At 57.9% G+C, this 17,514-nt stretch carries 17 protein-coding genes and 2 pseudogenes; 12 read left to right on the top strand and 7 right to left on the bottom strand.

What is annotated here, in order from left to right; all coding sequences use genetic code 11:
- Position 1: 1 nt before the first annotated feature.
- Entirely contained in the window at positions 2-820 is an 819-nt protein-coding gene (locus tag ACKUUJ_RS09630; RefSeq protein ID WP_409065433.1) for a carboxymuconolactone decarboxylase family protein, read from the bottom strand.
- 223 nt (positions 821-1,043) lie between these two features.
- Between ACKUUJ_RS09630 and ACKUUJ_RS09635 the strand changes: the two genes are divergently transcribed.
- Positions 1,044-1,484 (top strand): MerR family transcriptional regulator, encoded by a 441-nt coding sequence (locus ACKUUJ_RS09635; protein WP_373094223.1) that lies wholly within the window; start codon positions 1,044-1,046, stop codon positions 1,482-1,484.
- 137 nt (positions 1,485-1,621) lie between these two features.
- Here ACKUUJ_RS09635 and ACKUUJ_RS09640 read toward each other — a convergent pair whose 3' ends face one another.
- A complete protein-coding gene (locus ACKUUJ_RS09640; RefSeq protein ID WP_271737624.1) occupies positions 1,622-2,521 on the bottom strand; it encodes a LysR family transcriptional regulator in 900 nt (299 codons plus the stop codon).
- 129 nt (positions 2,522-2,650) lie between these two features.
- On the opposite strand from ACKUUJ_RS09640, the gene ACKUUJ_RS09645 reads away from it, so the two are divergent.
- From ACKUUJ_RS09645 to ACKUUJ_RS09660, 4 genes are all read left to right on the top strand, one after another.
- Positions 2,651-3,499 carry an aldo/keto reductase gene (locus ACKUUJ_RS09645; RefSeq protein ID WP_409065434.1) on the top strand — a complete coding sequence of 283 codons (849 nt, stop codon included), beginning with the start codon at positions 2,651-2,653 and terminating at the stop codon, positions 3,497-3,499.
- Between the two features lie 71 nt (positions 3,500-3,570).
- On the top strand, positions 3,571-3,705 hold the full coding sequence (locus ACKUUJ_RS09650) for a flavodoxin (protein WP_409065435.1): 135 nt from the start codon (positions 3,571-3,573) through the stop codon (positions 3,703-3,705).
- 105 nt (positions 3,706-3,810) lie between these two features.
- Complete coding sequence (locus tag ACKUUJ_RS09655; RefSeq protein WP_161115259.1) at positions 3,811-4,662, top strand: aldo/keto reductase; 852 nt, start codon at positions 3,811-3,813, stop codon at positions 4,660-4,662.
- A gap of 44 nt (positions 4,663-4,706) precedes the next feature.
- Positions 4,707-5,870 (top strand): iron-containing alcohol dehydrogenase, encoded by a 1,164-nt coding sequence (locus ACKUUJ_RS09660; RefSeq protein WP_409065436.1) that lies wholly within the window; start codon positions 4,707-4,709, stop codon positions 5,868-5,870.
- A gap of 176 nt (positions 5,871-6,046) precedes the next feature.
- Here the strand turns inward: ACKUUJ_RS09660 and tnpA are convergent.
- A pseudogene (gene tnpA / locus ACKUUJ_RS09665) lies at positions 6,047-6,506 on the bottom strand (IS200/IS605 family transposase).
- 579 nt (positions 6,507-7,085) lie between these two features.
- On the opposite strand from tnpA, the gene ACKUUJ_RS09670 reads away from it, so the two are divergent.
- The 7 genes from ACKUUJ_RS09670 to ACKUUJ_RS09700 all read left to right on the top strand — a co-directional run bounded on the left by ACKUUJ_RS09670 (position 7,086) and on the right by ACKUUJ_RS09700 (position 13,937).
- On the top strand, positions 7,086-7,766 hold the full coding sequence (locus tag ACKUUJ_RS09670; protein WP_409065437.1) for a class I SAM-dependent methyltransferase: 681 nt from the start codon (positions 7,086-7,088) through the stop codon (positions 7,764-7,766).
- The gene (locus ACKUUJ_RS09675; RefSeq protein WP_409065438.1) at positions 7,753-8,118 is read left to right on the top strand and encodes an SAM-dependent methyltransferase; all 366 of its coding nucleotides are present in this window, start codon (positions 7,753-7,755) and stop codon (positions 8,116-8,118) included. Before ACKUUJ_RS09670 ends, ACKUUJ_RS09675 begins: the two co-directional genes overlap by 14 nt.
- Positions 8,119-8,185: 67 nt before the next feature.
- A complete protein-coding gene (locus tag ACKUUJ_RS09680; protein WP_409065439.1) occupies positions 8,186-9,016 on the top strand; it encodes a class I SAM-dependent methyltransferase in 831 nt (276 codons plus the stop codon).
- A gap of 585 nt (positions 9,017-9,601) precedes the next feature.
- Positions 9,602-11,698, top strand: a complete 2,097-nt coding sequence (locus tag ACKUUJ_RS09685) for an AAA family ATPase (protein WP_409065440.1) — start codon at positions 9,602-9,604, stop codon at positions 11,696-11,698.
- On the top strand, positions 11,695-12,750 hold the full coding sequence (gene mcrC / locus ACKUUJ_RS09690) for a 5-methylcytosine-specific restriction endonuclease system specificity protein McrC (RefSeq protein WP_409065441.1): 1,056 nt from the start codon (positions 11,695-11,697) through the stop codon (positions 12,748-12,750). The genes ACKUUJ_RS09685 and mcrC overlap by 4 nt, the downstream gene beginning before the upstream one ends.
- The gene (locus ACKUUJ_RS09695) at positions 12,743-13,180 is read left to right on the top strand and encodes a DUF6508 domain-containing protein (protein WP_409065442.1); all 438 of its coding nucleotides are present in this window, start codon (positions 12,743-12,745) and stop codon (positions 13,178-13,180) included. Before mcrC ends, ACKUUJ_RS09695 begins: the two co-directional genes overlap by 8 nt.
- A complete protein-coding gene (locus ACKUUJ_RS09700; protein WP_409065443.1) occupies positions 13,173-13,937 on the top strand; it encodes a hypothetical protein in 765 nt (254 codons plus the stop codon). The genes ACKUUJ_RS09695 and ACKUUJ_RS09700 overlap by 8 nt, the downstream gene beginning before the upstream one ends.
- Positions 13,938-14,112: 175 nt before the next feature.
- On the opposite strand, the gene ACKUUJ_RS09705 is transcribed toward ACKUUJ_RS09700, so the two are convergent.
- The 4 genes and pseudogenes from ACKUUJ_RS09705 to ACKUUJ_RS09720 form a co-directional block, all read right to left on the bottom strand.
- Positions 14,113-14,430 carry a hypothetical protein gene (locus ACKUUJ_RS09705; protein WP_409065444.1) on the bottom strand — a complete coding sequence of 106 codons (318 nt, stop codon included), beginning with the start codon at positions 14,428-14,430 and terminating at the stop codon, positions 14,113-14,115.
- Positions 14,431-14,842: 412 nt separating this feature from the next.
- Positions 14,843-15,112: pseudogene (locus tag ACKUUJ_RS09710) on the bottom strand (GyrI-like domain-containing protein); the annotation flags it as partial.
- A 175-nt stretch (positions 15,113-15,287) separates the two neighbouring features.
- Positions 15,288-15,737 (bottom strand): hypothetical protein, encoded by a 450-nt coding sequence (locus ACKUUJ_RS09715; RefSeq protein WP_409065445.1) that lies wholly within the window; start codon positions 15,735-15,737, stop codon positions 15,288-15,290.
- 1,156 nt (positions 15,738-16,893) lie between these two features.
- The gene (locus ACKUUJ_RS09720; RefSeq protein ID WP_409065446.1) at positions 16,894-17,133 is read right to left on the bottom strand and encodes a restriction endonuclease subunit S; all 240 of its coding nucleotides are present in this window, start codon (positions 17,131-17,133) and stop codon (positions 16,894-16,896) included.
- Positions 17,134-17,514: the final 381 nt, after the last annotated feature.

Here is a 17,514-nt window from a genome sequence, read left to right on the forward strand (position 1 = left end):
CCTAAACCTCCTTGTCAGTCGCTTTAAGGTATTGCTCGTCGTCCACGGGCTCCAACCACTCGTTGGAGGCCTCCTCGCCCGGAACCTCCACCGCGAGATGGGAGAACCAGCTGTCGGGCGCCGCACCGTGCCAGTGCTTTACGCCTGCGGGAATATTTACTACATCGCCGGGGCACAGCTCCTGTGCCGGTTTGCCCCATTCCTGGTAAAACCCTCGGCCAGCCACGCAGACGAGAATCTGCCCGCCGCCGCTTTTGGCGTGATGGGTGTGCCAGTTGTTGCGGCAGCCTGGCTCGAACGTAACGTTGTAAATGCCGACCTGCTCGGTGGAAAGGGGCGCGAGGTAGCTTTGCCCGATAAAGTACTTCGCAAATGCGTCGTTGGGGGCACCGATGGGAAAGGCCATCTCGTTTTGATGCTTAGCTCTTGCATCAGCGGCATTGTCATCCGCCCAGACCTCCTTCGCCATGCGAAAGGCCGCCCACGCCTTGGGCCATCCCGCATAAAACGCCGCATGCGTAAGGATTTCCGCTATCTCAGCCCTGGTCACGCCATTGTTCTTTGCGGACATCAGATGATATTGAAACGAAGAGTCCGTCAGGCCCTGCGCCATTAGGGCAACCACCGTCACTATGCTGCGATCTCGAAGGGAAAGCCCGTCTTCTCGACTCCATACCTCGCCGAACAGCACATCGTCATTGAGCTGTGCAAATTTGGGGGCAAAGTCCCCCAGGGCATCTCTACCTGCCGTCTGTTTAATTGTCATGATCGATTTCCTCCTGTCGATGGTTTTGAGTACAAACTGCTTCCGCGCGTCCAAGCTGCCCGCCTAGATTCCCATGCCTATCCGTCGCGCCCGCTCCAGAGCAGGATGCCCGGCGATATCGCCCACGTCGTTCACGCCGCCGGCGAAAACCGTTCCGACAAGCGTGCGCCTTTGGCGAAAATCCCTTGCGCTCCCGATTTGTATTAACGAAAATAAACGTAATACCTAAACCTAACTTTAGGTCAAGAAATGAATTCTAGATTTATCCGGAGGAACCATGTACACAATCGGACAGGTGGCGGAGATGTTCGGTCTGCCCGTTTCCACGCTGCGTTATTACGATAAGCAGGGATTGTTCCCGGGGCTGGAGCGGACGTCCGGCATTCGCCGATTCGGCGATACGGAACTCGAGGCGCTTCGGGTCATCGAATGCCTGAAGAAGGCTGGGATGGAGATCAAGGACATCCGGCTGTTCATGGAATGGTGTGCGGAGGGCCCATCGACATATCCCAAGCGCAAGGCCATGTTCGAGGAACGAAAGGCCCACATGGAGTTGGAGATCGCAAACATGAACCGCGCGCTGGACATGTTGAAGTTCAAATGCTGGTACTACGAGCAGGCGATTCAGGATGGCAACGAGGATAGAGTGAAGGCGCTGATCCCCGACGATTTGCCGGATGAGATTAAAGATACCTACGATAACGCCCACGCTCAATAATGCCGCCCGATGCTCAAGGGGCTTTGGCAAGGAGTCGTTTTAGGCAGACATGCAAAAAGAAAGCCTCCGAACCAGAAGGTTCGGAGGCTGTTATTCCCGTTATTCCCATAGGCATAAGCGCATCTGTTCGCGATTGCCTATCGATGCTCTGCCTCGAGCACGGCAGACACCGCATCGAGGAACTCCCGCACATGGTCTGCGGGGTGCGACGAATGAAGCAGCCCGTAAGACACGAGACAGTCCCAATCGGTAGGGACGGTTTTGAGCATGGGGTGGACGTTGGCCCACAACGGTAGCGTCGCAAGCGCGAGGTCCTCGTTCGCGCCGCGATTGAACACCTCCGCCCGATATTGCGGGAAGTCTACGAGCGCGATTTGAGGATGATGCAAGAGTATCTCGTCGCGCACGCGGTCGATTTCGGCGTTCCAGCCCCGGCGTATAAGCATAAGACTGTGATTGTGGAGGTCGTCGAATGTGACGATGTCGCGTTTGGCGAGTTCGTTGTCGACGGGAACGGCGCACCAGAGCGGCTCGCGCGAAAGCTCGAGGCCCAGGCACCCGCGCTCTTTAAGAAAGGCATCGTCGAAAATCCCCGCCACGATATCCATGTCTTGCCCGAGGTTCGCCAAACCGCGCGCCGCCGAGGGTGTGTTTTCAAACGTGACCACCTGAAGGCTCATGCCAGGGCAACGTTCCTTCACCTTCGGCCATAGCTTCGTGAGCGGCGTGCTGGGCGTCATGAGCGACACTCCCACGCGGATGATGCGCTTCTCTCCGCGCTCGGCGACGCGGGCGCGTGCGATTGATTCTTGAGAGTACTGCACGATATGGCGGGCGTCGGCGAGCAGCGACCTGCCTGCTCGCGTAAGCGAAAGCCCCTGATGCGATCGGTGGAACAGCGTAAGGCCTAGCCGCGACTCCAGCAGGTTCATCTGCTTGATGACGGCCGTGGGCGTGATGAAGGACTCTTGTGCCGCCTTGGAGAAGCTGCCCGCCTCCGCCACGCGGATGAAAGTGTCAAGCTGTGGGTTGTACATCGATCCTCCTGTCACGCATTATGTGCCGTATATACCCCATGGTTATATCCATCATTCCAACGTGAACTTCTCGCGCGTCAGTAAACGCCGTAGCCTTGTATTCGAAAAGTCACCATTAAGGAGGAGACCATGGAGTATCTGAAGCTCAACAACGACGTAGAGATGCCCATCGAGGGTTTGGGCACCTTCCTCATGACCCCGGCCGAGGCCGAGGCGGCCGCAACCGCCGCGCTCGCGGCTGGCTACGAGCACATCGACACCGCCAACGCCTACATGAACGAGCGCGCCGTGGGCCGTGCCATCGCCAAGAGCGGCATCGCGCGCGACAAGATCTTCGTCTCCACCAAGCTCTGGCCGAGCGTCTACGACGCGGGCATGCCGGCGGTGGACGCCACGCTCCAGCGCCTGGGGCTCGACTACGTCGATATGCTCATCCTGCACCAGCCGGTAGGCGACTACCTGGCCGCGTGGCGCACGATGGAGGAGGCGTACCGCGCGGGCAAGGTGCGCGCCCTCGGCCTCTCCAACTTCCCGCAAGACAAGATCGCCGAGGTCATCGAGGTCGCCGACATCAAGCCGCAGCTCGTGACCGTTGAGTGCCACCCCTACCACGCCCAGCGCGACCTGCGCGCCTACCTCGCGCCGTACGGCACGGTGATCGAGGCGTGGTACCCGCTCGGCCACGGCGACAAAGGTCTTCTGGAGGAGCCCGTCTTCGTCGCTCTCGCCGAGAAGTACGGCAAGACCCCAGCCCAGGTGATCCTGCGCTGGCACGTGCAAATGGGCACCTCCATCATCCCCGGCTCCAAGAACCCCGTCCACATCGCCGACAACGCGAACATCTTTGGCTTCTCCCTCACCGAAGACGAGATGGCCGAGATTGCCAAGCTCGACGGGACCATGACCTACTACACCGCCACTGAGGAAGCACTCGCGGGCTACCTGGCCATACGCCCCGATTTCAACGCGCAGGAGTAGCACTCAGACGACAACGGACCAACCAAGCCGCCGCCGAGGACCAGTCGACTGTCGAGGATGAGCCCGCCGCAGTGCCCGCTGCAGACGGCAACGTCCTCGTGGCCTACTACTCGGCACAGAGCCACACCGCTGTCGTAGCTCAGACCATTGCCGACGAGCTCGGCGCCGATCTCTTTGAGGTGACGCCTAGAACCTGCGGGTTATAACCCCGTGCGCACCCCAGCGTTATAGAACCCTCACCAACGGAAACTTCCGCCGGCGCGGCGCCCCTCGTATGGTGGATACGTCAAGTTGCGAGAAAGGAAGGCACCATGGACTACATCACCTTGAACAACGGCGTCAGGATGCCGCAGCTCGGCTTCGGCGTGTACCAGATCCCGGACGCCGCGGAATGCCAGCGCGCCGTGGAGGACGCGCTCTCGGTCGGCTACCGGCTGCTCGACACGGCCGCGAGCTACGGCAACGAAGAGGCGGTCGGGGCTGCCATTCGTGCGAGCGGCCTGCCGCGCGACGAGGTGTTCGTGACGACCAAGCTGTGGATGTCGGATGTGAGCTACGAGGGGGCCAAGCGCGGCTTCGACGCGTCGCTCAAGCGGCTGGGGCTCGACTACGTCGACCTCTACCTCATCCATCAGCCGTTCGGCGACGTCTTCGGCGCGTGGCGCGCCATGGAGGAGCTCTACGAGCAGGGCGTTATCCGCGCCATAGGCACAGCTAACTTCTACCCCGATCACCTCGCAAACCTCATCTCGTTCAACCGCATCGCCCCCGCCGTGAACCAAGTCGAGTGCAACGTGTTCTTCCAGCAGCGCGAGGCGCAGGAGTACATGGCCGGCAAGGAGGTGGCCATGGAGGGCTGGGCGCCCTTTGCGGAGGGCAGAAACGACCTCTTCCGCAACGAGGTCCTCGCTCGCATCGGCGAGGCACACGGCAAGACGGTCGCTCAGGTCGTGTTGCGCTGGCTGCTGCAGCGCGGTGTGGTCTGTATCCCTAAGAGCACGCACCGCGATCGCATGGAGCAAAACTTCGACGTCTTCGACTTCGCGCTGGGCGACGACGAGATGGTCGCCATCGCCGCGCTCGACACCGGGCGCAGCGCGTTCTTCGACCACCACGACCCCGCCACCATCGAATGGATGTCCGGGCTCGTGCGCAACGTGTAGACGAGCGGTTAGACCGCACTGATAACTTACTAGGAGGAATTGCCATGAACTCATTCACGTACGACTACCCGGTCAGGAACTACTTCGGCGAGGGGGCCATGGACCAGGCGCTCGACGCCGAGATGGGTGCCATGGGCAAGACAGTGATGCTCGCCTACGGCGGAGGCTCGGTCAAACGAACCGGCGTCTACGGCCACGTGGTCGATAAGCTCACGAGCGCGGGCAAGCGCGTGGTGGACTTCGGCGGCATCATGCCCAATCCGACCTACGAGAAGTGCCAGGAAGGCGCCGCGCTCGCACGCAAGGAACAGGTCGACTTCATTCTCTCCGTCGGCGGCGGGTCGGTCTTCGACTGCTGCAAGGTGGTCTCCGCGCAGGCGATGCTTGACGAGGACATCGAGACGTTCGAGCACGTCGACGGCAAGATGCCGAGCTCGTTCATCCCCATGGGCTGCATCGTGACACTCTCCGGCACGGGCGCCGAGCAGAACAACGGCGCCGTCATCACCAACGAGGAGACACACGTGAAGGGCGCCTATCTGGGGGCGATGCCCATGTGGGCGGCGCTCGACCCGGCGCTCACGCTCACCGTGCCGCACGCGCAGTTCATGAGCGGCGCGTTCGACACGCTCTCGCACTGCATGGAGAGCTATTTCGGAAGCCCGCGCGGGCGCAATGTCACCGACGACATCAACCTCGCCATCCAGCGTAACGTCATCCGCAACATGCGGATCATCGCGGACGACGACCAGAACCTCGATGCCAGAAGCGAGCTCGTATACGACTCCGCCATGGCCGAGAACGGCGTGCTCAAGATCGGCAAGTCAACGGACTTCCAGGCGCACATGATCCAGCACCAGTACGGCGCCTACACCCACACCAACCACGGAATGGGCCTCGCGGTCATCCATCCTGCGCTCTACCGCCACCTGGCCCCCGAGGCACCCGCGCAGTTCGCCCGCTGGGCGCGCGAGGTGTGGGACGTCGACGCCAAGGGCAAAGACGACCTTACGGTGGCGCTGGAGGGTATCGACCGCCTGCAGACGTTCATCGGCGAGATGGGGCTTCCCACGAGCTTCGCCGAGATGGACTCCGACGCGTCCGACGAGACGCTGCGCAAGGTTGCGGACACCTGCGTGCTCACCGGCGGTTGCGCCAAGAAACTGGAGCGCAGCGAGGTGTTCCAGATTCTGACCGAGTGCCTCTAGATCGGCGGGGGTCCCGATCCGCCCGCGCTGAAGGAAATCAGAACCACCCTTAAAAAGGGTGGTTTGCTCTTAGGGTATAACCCACGGGCCCCGGGCTCGCGTCTAAAGGCGCGGGCCCGGACTTCGTCCAGGCCTAGTGCATCTTGACCCGTGGCGCGCCGGTCGAACCGGCAGGATCACCTCCTCTTGAAGGGGTCCTCGTACTCCTTCACGCTCAGCTTGTCCAGCGCGATGTCGTGGGACTCCTGCTCCCTGATGTACTTGGCGATCGTCGCCTCGTTCAGGCCGACGGTGGACACGTAGTAGCCCTCCGCCCAGAACTTCCTGTTGCCGAACTTGTACTTGAGGTTGGCGTGCCTGTCGAATATCATCAGCGAGCTCTTCCCCCTTCAGGTAGCCCATGACGCTCGCGACGCTGTACTTCGGCGGGATCGCCAGCAGCACGTGCACGTGGTCTGGCATCAGGTGCCCCTCGATTATCTCGATCCCCTTGTACTCGCACAGCTTCCTGAGGATCTCCCCTATGTCGCTCCTGATTTGGTTGTAGATCACTTTGCGCCTATACTTCGGCGTGAACACGATGTGGTACTTGCACATCCACTTCGTGTGGGAAAGGCTGTAGGCCTTCTGGGCCATGGCGACCACCCCTTCGACTCGAATTCTTGACGGCCTGAACAATCGTCAATATCGGTCGGAGGGGTGGCTTTGTAAAGCCGTTTGTCTCCACCCGCGTAGCGGGTGGTTCAAAGCTGGCCGCTGCGCGGCCAGCAGACTAAAGTCTTGAAAACAGGAAGGCTCCTCGTTTTTCACGAGGAGCCTTCTGAGTTTTTGCCCGATTGTGAAACCATATGACTTGCAGGTGCGGCGGTTGCGAAACGCCCCCATCGGTCGCCATCGGAACCGCACGAAACCGTATGAAAAACAAGAGCAAATGTTCTATTACTACTCCCCCTCGATGACTAATCCGGTGCGAATGTTGTCGATGCGTCTCGCGTCGTACCGCCCGAGGGCTGATTCGTGCGCAATTTGAGCGAATCAGGCCCTTGATTCGCGGTTTCGGGAATGACTCAATTGATTCGCGAAACCGCAGGTCGCTCCTTTAATCACTCCCTGGTTTCCGCCGGGGTTCGTAGCGGGCAGCGTGAAAAGGGGTGATTCGAAGGGTCGGAGAGATGCGTCTTTGCCAAGAAAATAAGGTTAGCTTTAGCTTACTGCATGATTCGTGTGTTATGGTTAGATGGCTCTAACTTTTTGGGGGCGATAGCCACGCACGAACGCAAGGACTTCTGGGACAAGAATGCCGGTCGGTACGACCGTTTCATGCGAAACGACCGGGCGGCGTATGAGGAAATGTATGGGCTGATCCGGCCGGTTGTGAAAGCAAAAACCGTGCTGGAGGTTGCTACCGGCACGGGGCTTATCGCAAAGAGCATCGTGAATGCGGCGGCGCACATCGAGGCTACGGACGCTTCTGCAAAGATGATCCTTGAAGCAAAGCGGGACCATCAATCCGCAAAGCTGCACTTTTCCGTACAAGATATGTTCCGCCTGCCCTATGCACAGAAGTCCTTCGAAGTGGTGATCGTGTCCAACGCGCTTCACATAGTGCCGCATCCGGAAAAAGCCCTGCAAGAAATCAGGCGAGTGCTGAAGGACGACGGCGTGCTCATCGCGCCAACCTTCACTCACGCGGGGAACTCGGTTTCCGGCAAGGCAAAAGCCTTATTCATGAGTTTGGCGGGATTCCCCCTCCACAGCAGGTGGACAAGCGAGGAATACCTGCGTTTCCTGCGTCAAAACGGCTGGGCGGTGCAGAAAAGCGCGGTGCTGAAGGCCTCGTTCCCGCTGACCTATGCGGAATGCACGAAATCGGAGGGGCCAGATGTCTTTCTTTGAAAACACCCGCAAGCCCGTGGGCCTCGACGGAAAACTTATGGTTGCAATGATGAATCTAGGCCACAGCCCTGTGGCGCGGTGGGGACTTCGATTTCTACGACTTGCGCCAAATGCCAAGGTGTTGGATTGCGGCTGTGGCGGCGGGGCGAACATAAAACGGCTGCTGAAAAAATGCCCGCATGGCGTCGTCAAAGGCATCGACTATTCGCCCGTCAGCGTAGAGAAGGCTAGAAAGCTCAACCGAACTGCAATTCAGGAGGGGCGTTGCGCCGTTCTGCAAGGCAGTGTGGCGGATATGGTGTTTGAGGACGTCATGCGGGCATTTTTGCATCCATCCTGCACATGGCAATAGGCATGACGGTCATAGCGGCTGTGCTGGCGGCAATTATGACAGTTTTTATTCACTGAGGAAGGCACCTATGAAATGTAAAATTGAGAAAAACACCGTGCAGGAGACGCTGATCCTCCCGCTGTATTCTCGAAAGCTGTGTACGGAGCTGTACCCGAACCTTTATAGGGATGAAACAGCGGTTCGTCTGCTCGACCAGATCGACTACGACTTTTCAGAGGCAGAGAAAAGCTCCCGCAGCCTGATGCAGCGCTTTGGTGCGCTGGAGGTGGCCACACGGCAGGGCGATCTTGCTTTCGAGGTGCGGGATTACCTGAAAGGCCACCCCAATGCGGCGGTGGTCAATCTGGGCTGTGGGCTGGACAACACCGGCAGAACCTGCGACAACGGTAAATGCAGGATCTACAATCTGGACTTCCCGGATGTGATTGCCTTGCGGCAGCAGCTACTGCCCGCCGAGGATCGAGAACAAAATATCCCCTGCGACCTGAAAGACACCGCATGGTTTGGCAAAATCGATGCCTCCGGCGGGGCGGTACTCTTTGCCTCCGGGGTATTCTATTACTTTCTGACCCAGCAGGTCCGGGAACTGGTGCGGGAGATGGCGGACGCTTTCCCCGGCGGTGTGCTGGTCTTTGATGCTGCCAATCGGACGGCAGTAAAGATGATCGCAAAAACATGGCTTAAGACTGCAAAAATCAAGGATGTTGGGGCATATTTTGCGGTTTCGGATGCCGCCAAGGAAATCGGCGCGTGGGACAGCCGTCTGCAGGTCACAAGTCGCGGCTATATGCTGGGTTACAACGATTTGAGAGACCCTTCTGTCAGCGGCTTTTTCCGGTTTCTCGCAAGGGTCGGTGACAACAGGATGAAAATGCAAATCGTGAAAATAAGATTCTAAGAGACAAAAATGAAGCGCGCTCACTTTGACGTTGAAGAAGACGGCTTTTACGGCGCATATTGGGCGTGCAAGGACACACATACAGCAGCGGGCACGGATTCGATTGAAACCGTGCCCGCTATCTGATACTAAATTATTTTATCGAACGTCTGTTCTATTATCGCCTATTACAACAGCATTGCGTTCGCATTCACGGAGCTTTACGGCAGAAGCTGTGGGGCGGTGTACTTGAGATTCTGCCCAAGAAAGTTGGCGATATCCATGTTCTCAATACCGGTCTATTGAACATTAATCCCGAGCTAAAAAGAAACGTTATCAGCATAATTGACGGAGTAGTAAGAAATGGGCGCAATATCGACGAAGCGTTGGATTACATTGATGCAAAGATACTCGTTGGTGTACTTAGATTCGATAAAGATACCTGTCGCGCATGTAGACGCATATGGAAAGACATTGAAAGCAAGGCGCCTTGGCAGAGGAACAAGATAGGCAGTGACTATAATGACCAGCACAAAATTTACTTGGATTAGCTTTTATGAAGAGTTATCTGACAAGCTGCTGACCTATCGAGACAGGCGCGACGATTTGATAATCAAGCTAGCAACTGTCTATGAATCGATCGGGATGAGTCTCCCTAAGCTTGAGGCAGATGAGCTCCAAGACATCGATCCGTTCACCGTCTTCGGCCTCTTCAACAAGGGCATCACAGACGCAAACCGGCAAAAGATCATCGCCGGCATCGCCGAGGTGTTCGACATTGGGGCAGATCAGCCCACGGACTTCGAGGGCATCCCCGTGCTCAACAACCTCAACGCGACCTTCTATGCCTTCGCCAACGACGACCGGCGCGGCGAGAATGACATCGATAACCTTTGGCATGTTTTCGAGGCCGAACTTGCACTGGCCGCCGACGACAACGAGGAAACCCGGAAGGCCTTCGTCGAGGCATTCGATACCGCCGTCATCCAGTTCACACTTGGCTGGAAGCTCACCATGGGCCTCTACTGGGCGAGGCCCTACAACTTCATCAGCCTGGACTCGCGCAACCGTTGGTTCATGGCCGACGTGGCAAAGGCTGGCTCCACCATTGCCGGCATAGCGCCAAAGGAGAAGGACTCACCGATTCACGACGGAGAACGCTATCTCGCTATTTGCGATACTGTCAAATCAGAGCTCGAAAGCAACGAATGCCCGTACGCAGACTTCCCCTCGCTGACGGCTGCCGCCTTCGTGGAGTCTGAGCGCGTCAACCGTGAGAAAAAGGTCGCCGAGAAGGCTGCAGCCGAGAAGGCGGAAGAAAATTCCCTTGGAAACGAGGGGGTCAAGACCACACATTACTGGACCTACTCCCCGGGAGACGGTGCCGCGAGGTGGGATGACTTCTACGCACGTGGCGTAATGGGCGTCGGTTGGAGCAAACTCGGCAACGTCGAGAAATACGCCAGCAAGGAAGATATCCGCAAAAACCTGCGCACCCTGTACAGTAGCAAGTACTCGCAGAAGAACTCCGCGCTTGCGCTCTGGCAGTTCTCGCGCGAGATCAAGCCGGGTGACGTTGTCTTTGCTAAGCGGGGCCGCAGCGTGATTATTGGTCGCGGCATCGTTGAGGGGAATTACCAATTCGACGAAAATGGCGACTCCTATCCGAACATCCGCAGGATACGCTGGACGAACAGAGGAGAGTGGCACACGGAAGACCTCCTCGCCATGAAGACCCTGACGGACATCACCGCCTATCCCGACCTCGTTGAGAAGCTCAACTCGTTCTTCGAGGACGAGGGCGGCGAAGTCGAGGAAGACACGGAGGAGGTTGAATACCCAGCGTACACGTCCGAGGACTTCCTCTCGGAGGTCTACATGGACGGCGAGCACTACAGGGCCCTCGTCAACGTCCTGCGCGCGAAGAAGAACATCATCCTGCAGGGTGCCCCAGGCGTGGGCAAGACCTTCGCCGCAAAGCGCCTGGCCTACTCCATGATGGGCGTAAAGGACGCCGAGCGTGTGATGATGGTGCAGTTCCACCAGAGCTACAGCTACGAAGACTTCATAGAGGGGTTCCGCCCGAACGCGCAGGGCTTCGACCTCGAGAAGGGCGCGTTCTACAACTTCTGCAAGAATGCGAAGGACGATTCTGACAACGACTACTTCTTCATCATCGACGAAATCAACCGTGGCAACCTCTCGAAGATCTTCGGCGAGCTTTTCATGCTCATCGAGAACGACAAGCGCGGGCCCAGGAACACGCTGCAGCTCCTCTACTCGCACGAGCTGTTCTACGTCCCGAGCAACGTATACCTCATTGGCATGATGAACACAGCGGACCGCTCGCTTGCCATGCTCGACTACGCCCTGCGCCGCCGCTTCGCGTTCTTCGACCTCCGTCCCGCCTTCGACGCGGAGAGCTTCATCACCTATCAGGAGGGACTTGCCAGTGAGAAGTTCGATAGGCTCATCTCTTGCGTCGTGAAGCTGAACGAGGCGATCGCGTCCGACGAGTCGCTGGGAGACGGCTTCTGCATCGGCCACAGCTACTTCTGCCGCATGTCCCCGGACGACGTGACGGACGATAAGCTCTCAGCAATCGTCAACTACGAGCTCGTGCCGATGTTGCGCGAGTACTGGTTCGACGAGCCCGCCAAGGTCGACGAGTGGGCCGGCAAGTTGCGCAGGTCAATCCGGTGATCCGGATACAGAACATCTACCACATGCTCGCCTATGCGTTCCAGACGCTGCAAGGGCAGGGCTACCGCGACATCGCAGCCGAGGAGTTCGACAACACCGCCGACCTCCTCGCCGAGATACTGTCACGGGGCGTGAGCCTGCAGCTCAAGCGCGGTCTTGGCCGAGAGTACGTCGACCGCAAGGATATGCTCTCCTCACCGAGGGGCAAGATTGAGCTGTCCGAGTCCTTGAAGACGCGCTCAATTCTGCGCAGGCAGCTGATTTGCAGCTACGACGAGTTCAGCACGGACACGCGCATGAACCGCATCCTCAAGGCGACGATCATGCTCTTGATTCGCTCGGACATCGACAAGGCGCGCAAGAAGGCACTTAAACGGCTGCTTCCGTACTTCGTAGACGTGGAAGACGTGAACCTTTCGGGCGAAGACTGGCACATGCGCTTCGACCGGAACAACCAGACTTATCGCATGCTCATGAACGTGTGCTGGCTGGTCGCGAAGGGCCTTCTCCAGACGCGGGAGAGCGGGAGTCTCCGCATGATGGACTTCCTCGACGAGCAGCGAATGAGCCACCTGTACGAGAAGTTCATCCTCGAGTACTACAGACGTGAGCACCCAGAGCTTTCCGCAGGGGCGCCGTACATCAGCTGGGCACTCGACGACGGCTTCGGCGATATGCTCCCCGCCATGCACACCGACATAACGCTCACACGGGGCAGGACCGTCCTCATCATCGACGCGAAGTACTACAGTCACACGACGCAACAGCAGTTCGACAAACAAAGCGTCCACTCCGGAAACCTGTACCAGATCTTCACCTACGTGAAGAACAAGGAAGCAGAGCTCGCCAGCACTCACGACCAGCATAGCGTGTCGGGCATGCTGCTCTACGCCAAGACCGACGAAGACGTGCAGCCTGATGGTGTGTATCAGATGAGCGGTAACCAGATAAGCGTGAGGACATTGGACCTGAACCAGCCCTTCGAGACAATACGTTCGCAGCTCGACGGTATTGCTGAAGCTCATTTCTCAAAAGAGGCGGCTTATGTTTGAGAGCCTGACAAAACATCTGCCTGCGATTGAGAATGCCGAGGGATTTGGCAACTGGGTTGTAGACCGAGAGAGCAAGGGCACCATGAACGACCCAATCAAGATGCCCTACGTGAATTACGGAACGACGGTTGCTGACGTTGAACAGGCAATCTACGACTTCGTCGACGAACATTCAGAGTACGAGCTCACGCATTACCACGACATACTTGAACGCAACGGACTCGAGTGGAGCAGCCAAGCAATGTCTGGGGCAGATGTATCGGAACTTGACGGCCAGGCGGTGATGGCGCTTCTGCTCGGAGCCGTGAGGGCAGAACGCTTCTGCGATGGAGCATTGCTCGACTTCTTTGAAGACGGGAGCATGAGACGCTGGCTGTTGAGGTTGAAAGGGATTGACGGGCGAGACGGGAATGAAGTGCGACATGAATAAAGATGACGCCATCGCGAAGCTTGAGTTGTTGATCAAAGAGGGCGAGACAGTTCTTGCTACTTCGCACTATATCGAAGGCGTAATCGGAGCACCTTATGTTAAGTCTGAGCTATTTAGCCCCTGGAGAGCGAAGGCATCCATTGCGCTCCATGAGCTACTTCCCGAGTCTCAGCAGGACGCGATGAAAGACCTTGAGAAGAAGGCAAACGACCACACCAGGATTGCAAGACAGTGGCAAGGACTTCTCCAGGGAACTTTGGAGGGAATACAGCAAGGCTTCATCGTCCTAGAAGACTCGAATGATAGCGACGGTGACATTGTCATTGAGCAGATATTGGACAGGTTCCCCGACGTCGTTGCTTCCATCAATCGTAGACATGCTGGTAGAGACGGTTTTGCGATCAATGATGAATACGACGTCCAAGACCTTCTCAGATCAATCTGCCTGGCCTACTTTGATGACGTACGCGCTGAGGAGGCGGTGCCCGGCTTTGCTGGAAAGAACTCGCGCACGGATTTCTATCTCAAAGACGAAGCGCGCTTCATTGAGGTGAAGATGACACGTGATGGCCTACGTGACAAGGAGCTTGGCGAGGAGTTGAGCATCGACATTCCTCAGTACAGAGAGCATCCAGGATGCGAGCGGCTTTTCTGCTTTATCTACGACCCAGGTAGACTTGTCCGAAACCCAACTGGTCTCAAGCGTGATCTCGAGAAGATAATCCCGGGATTCGTTACCGTCATCATTGCGCGGTAGACAGAACAAGCAGCCTTTAGAGCTAGCGCCCGGCGAAAAGTTTTTGCGGCCCTTGCGGCCGCAAGAGGTTCCCGACAGCCTGCAAGAGTCCAAGGAGAGCCCCTGGAGGTGGGCAAGGTGCAAGGGAGCATTGTCCCCCACTTGACCTAGCCGCCTCGCGATGGATCGCATGTCCCTAGAGGAAAAAATCCCTCGCGCTCACGATGCGGATGCCGTCGATGTCCGTGTCGTAGGAACCCTGCCTCACGACCACGATCTTCTCGTGGTTGTCTCGTATCGACTTCAGAGGGGCGATCTCTCGCTCCCTGGTCTCGCTTGCGAACATCTCGTCAGTCGCCTGCGCATAGAGCACACGCCCGTCCTTCGTCGCGGCGAAGTCGACTTCCTTGCCATAGAGCTTGCCCACATGCACGCTCCACCCTTCGTAGAGCAGCTGGAGATACACGGCGTTCTCGAACAGGCGGCCAGTATCCGTGACCCTATAGCCGGCCATCCAGGTCCTGAAGCCGGTGTCGACGATATACTCCTTCGGGTTCGTCTTGAGGAGCGCCTTGCCGTGCAGATCGTATCACGTGGCATAGAGAGGGGTCCACCACTGCGCTTTTGCCCTTCGCGCGCTCGTGATCACACCGGCGAAGTCGGTGTCATGAAAGAGCATCGCCACCTCGAGGTATCTATCGGGCGTTTCGGTCTATCGCCTTTCAAGAGCTGCTTCTAAAATTCAAATCTCATTTCACTTTTGGAAGTATCAAAACTCCGCGCTACAGGAGGCCTAAGAACCAATCTCGAGACGAACCGCCTAAAGGGATAACGCTCTCACCGAGAGACTGGGCAGCTTGCTCGATCGACGCGAACCGGCGATTGCTAAACCCCAAAAGCCAAACCGCACGACGGCGCTCGTTTCGCTAAATCGACTTGATGAGATGGCGGATCACGGTCTTGAGCTTCTCCGGCGCGCACTTGCGCGGGTCGGAGAGGTAAATCTCGTGATGGAGACGAGATTCGGAGAAGTCGGGCGCATATCCCTGTTCCGCCGCAAATGCGTGCATGGCGCTTATGGTCGCCGGCTCGTCGTCGTAAGGCCCGGCGTGCATGCATTGAACGCATAGGCCCTCGTCGACCCTCAGCAGCTCGACCGCCGAGAAGTCCAGCTTCTTCTTGGCGGCAGCTTCCGACTTGCCGGGCGGCTTGCTCGTGATGTTGTAGCGCACCGTAGACGCTGATGGAGATGGCTGCGCGCGGATACGGGCGCGCCGCCGCACCTCATGGCCTGTTTCTCGGGTATTTGGGGCGCGCGGCGTTCAAAAATGTGAAGCGGTTCCGCATGGCTCGAGACTGAGCCGAAGTGCCCTACTTCTCGCCCTCCAGCAGCCCCACGATGCGGTCGATGTCGACGGCAAAGCGAGGCCTTCCCTCGCGCTCGTAGCTGTCGAGGTATGCCTGGCACTCGGAGACAATGCGCTTGGTGTTGCTGTCGATGATGCGCTGGAGCGTCTCGTAGTAGGCCGAGCCCTCGGTCCTAAAGCGGCGCTGGTAGGCCTTGGTTATGGGGAACATCTTGATGTAGTGGATGCCGTGGCGGCAGCCGGGGCGCGTCGTGGGGCGGGGTGGCAGTGCAAAGTATTGGTCTTTGGGCACGTTGGGGGCGATGTTGGAACGCAGCGGCACGGCGAAGTCCCTGCGCTTTCCGCGGAAACGCAGCCTCACCACCACGATGCAGGGGCGATTGTGCTTAAGCATGAGCTCACGGTCGCCATCGACGAGGTCGAAGAAGTCCTGGGAGATGGATACGATCTTCATCGGTTACGCCCCCTTCATACGAAGCGGGGCCCGCATCGCTGCAGGCCCCTACAGGTGGGCGATATTCTACGCCTTGCGGCACCCCGTCGCCCACGGAGGTTAAACGTACACGTAAGCCGTACTCTGAAAGCCGCGGCTTCCGGCAAGTAGTTTATACCACGAAAGGTCGCTTTCAATGCGCATAGCTCGCAAAATAACACTCGCTGGGCCGGCACCCCTAGCAGTTACCCTCCGATCTTCATTGGAGTCAGCAGGTCAATTCATATATTCATGGGGGTTTATCCTAAAGGAAATCAAATTTATACCCCATAACTAAGGAATTTTCTATTCCCACTCTTTCACGCTCGTTTGTCGTGGCGCCATTCCAATTGGGTCTAGTTTGGTTGTCGGTTTTGTCCACTTTGCCGCCGAATCCCTCAGCGTGTCCTCGCGTAGGCGTTTGGGACAAATTCTGGGACAAAACCGCAAACTATTTCGAAACCACGAGCCCGCAGTTTCATTTTTGTCCCGGGGACAAAAACGGGTTGGTTTTGAGGCCCTGAAACGTCCGATATGAACGCCAAAACGGCCGACTATCCTCTTCGACACCCGTTTGGCAAAGTGAATCGTAGCCAGTGGCTTTAACGTCTTGCATTTCCGCGGGTCATGAGGGATGCACAAGGGCGATGACTGAAAGAATCGTCACGGGTGGCTTTGTTTTCGCCCTTATGGGCCGGCTCTAAGCGCCTTAGAAACCGAGTTAGAAATCCGAGTTAGAGGATCCCAATCGTCGCCTTATTTCAGGCTGATCGCAAATCAGCTGGCAACCGAAAGCCAAGGTATAGAGACGGGCCGCACCCATGCGCACACATTTCGGTACGTTTCGTACGGCATTGGCCATAACAAAGCAAACCGCCGAACGATTCAGATTGCAGACGGCCAACTCGACGCGACAAATCCGGCCTGTCATCTTCCCAATATCCGCCTTCGCGCCATCAGCGCCCCGCGAAATCGGTGAGTTTTCCAGCACTTTTTCGGGTGCCATTGCTCCGATTCGGCGTGCTCAGCCTCCGCTCGATCTTACGCATGTTTTTTAGGAGGGCATGAGTCGTCACCCGCCACGGCGGCTTATACAGCCTCTCGGCATGGAGGGAAACGCCATGGTCACGCTCAACATCTACGCCGACATCGAGCCGATGCCCAAGATCCAGAACATGCTGCGCGTGGCGCCTGCCTTGCGCGGGAAGTCGAGCAGGCGGTCGCGGTAGTACCCGTACTGCACCCGGCGTGCCTCGATCTCGGCGGGGAGGCAGTCGGTCAGCGATGCCGTGAGGGAGTCGAAGCGGTCGAGGACATCGACGACCTTCCGCCGGGTGCCGATGGATGGGGCGGGAATCTCGACCCTCGATAAGTCCACAGGCGCGGCTTCGATTACCTTTTTCGGTTTAGCGTATTGCTCTTCAGATCATCGTGGTGTGCTCGTAGCCGCGCTCCATGAGGAGCCGCTCGGCAACGTCGAGAATCTTCTCGACCGTCTCCTCCGGGTACTTATTGCGTGCCACGGGCACCTCCGTCCTTATTATCACGATAGAAATACCATGAGCGGCGTACGGTTCGAGAAGGGCTGGCGCCAAAAGAGCCCAACGGCCGTTACAGCTTCGTTAGAAACGCGCCCCACTATGGATGGTGAACCCGAAAGGTAAGGCGTGCGGGCACGGCGACTCGGCCCGCGCGCCCGGAAGAGAAAGGACGAACCCATGGGTTACATGCTCGAGACGCGCGGGCTCACCAAGCGCTT

Origin of the sequence: Collinsella sp. wc0583 (assembly GCF_046116915.1) — a bacterium.
Classification (GTDB): Bacteria; Actinomycetota; Coriobacteriia; order Coriobacteriales; family Coriobacteriaceae; genus Collinsella.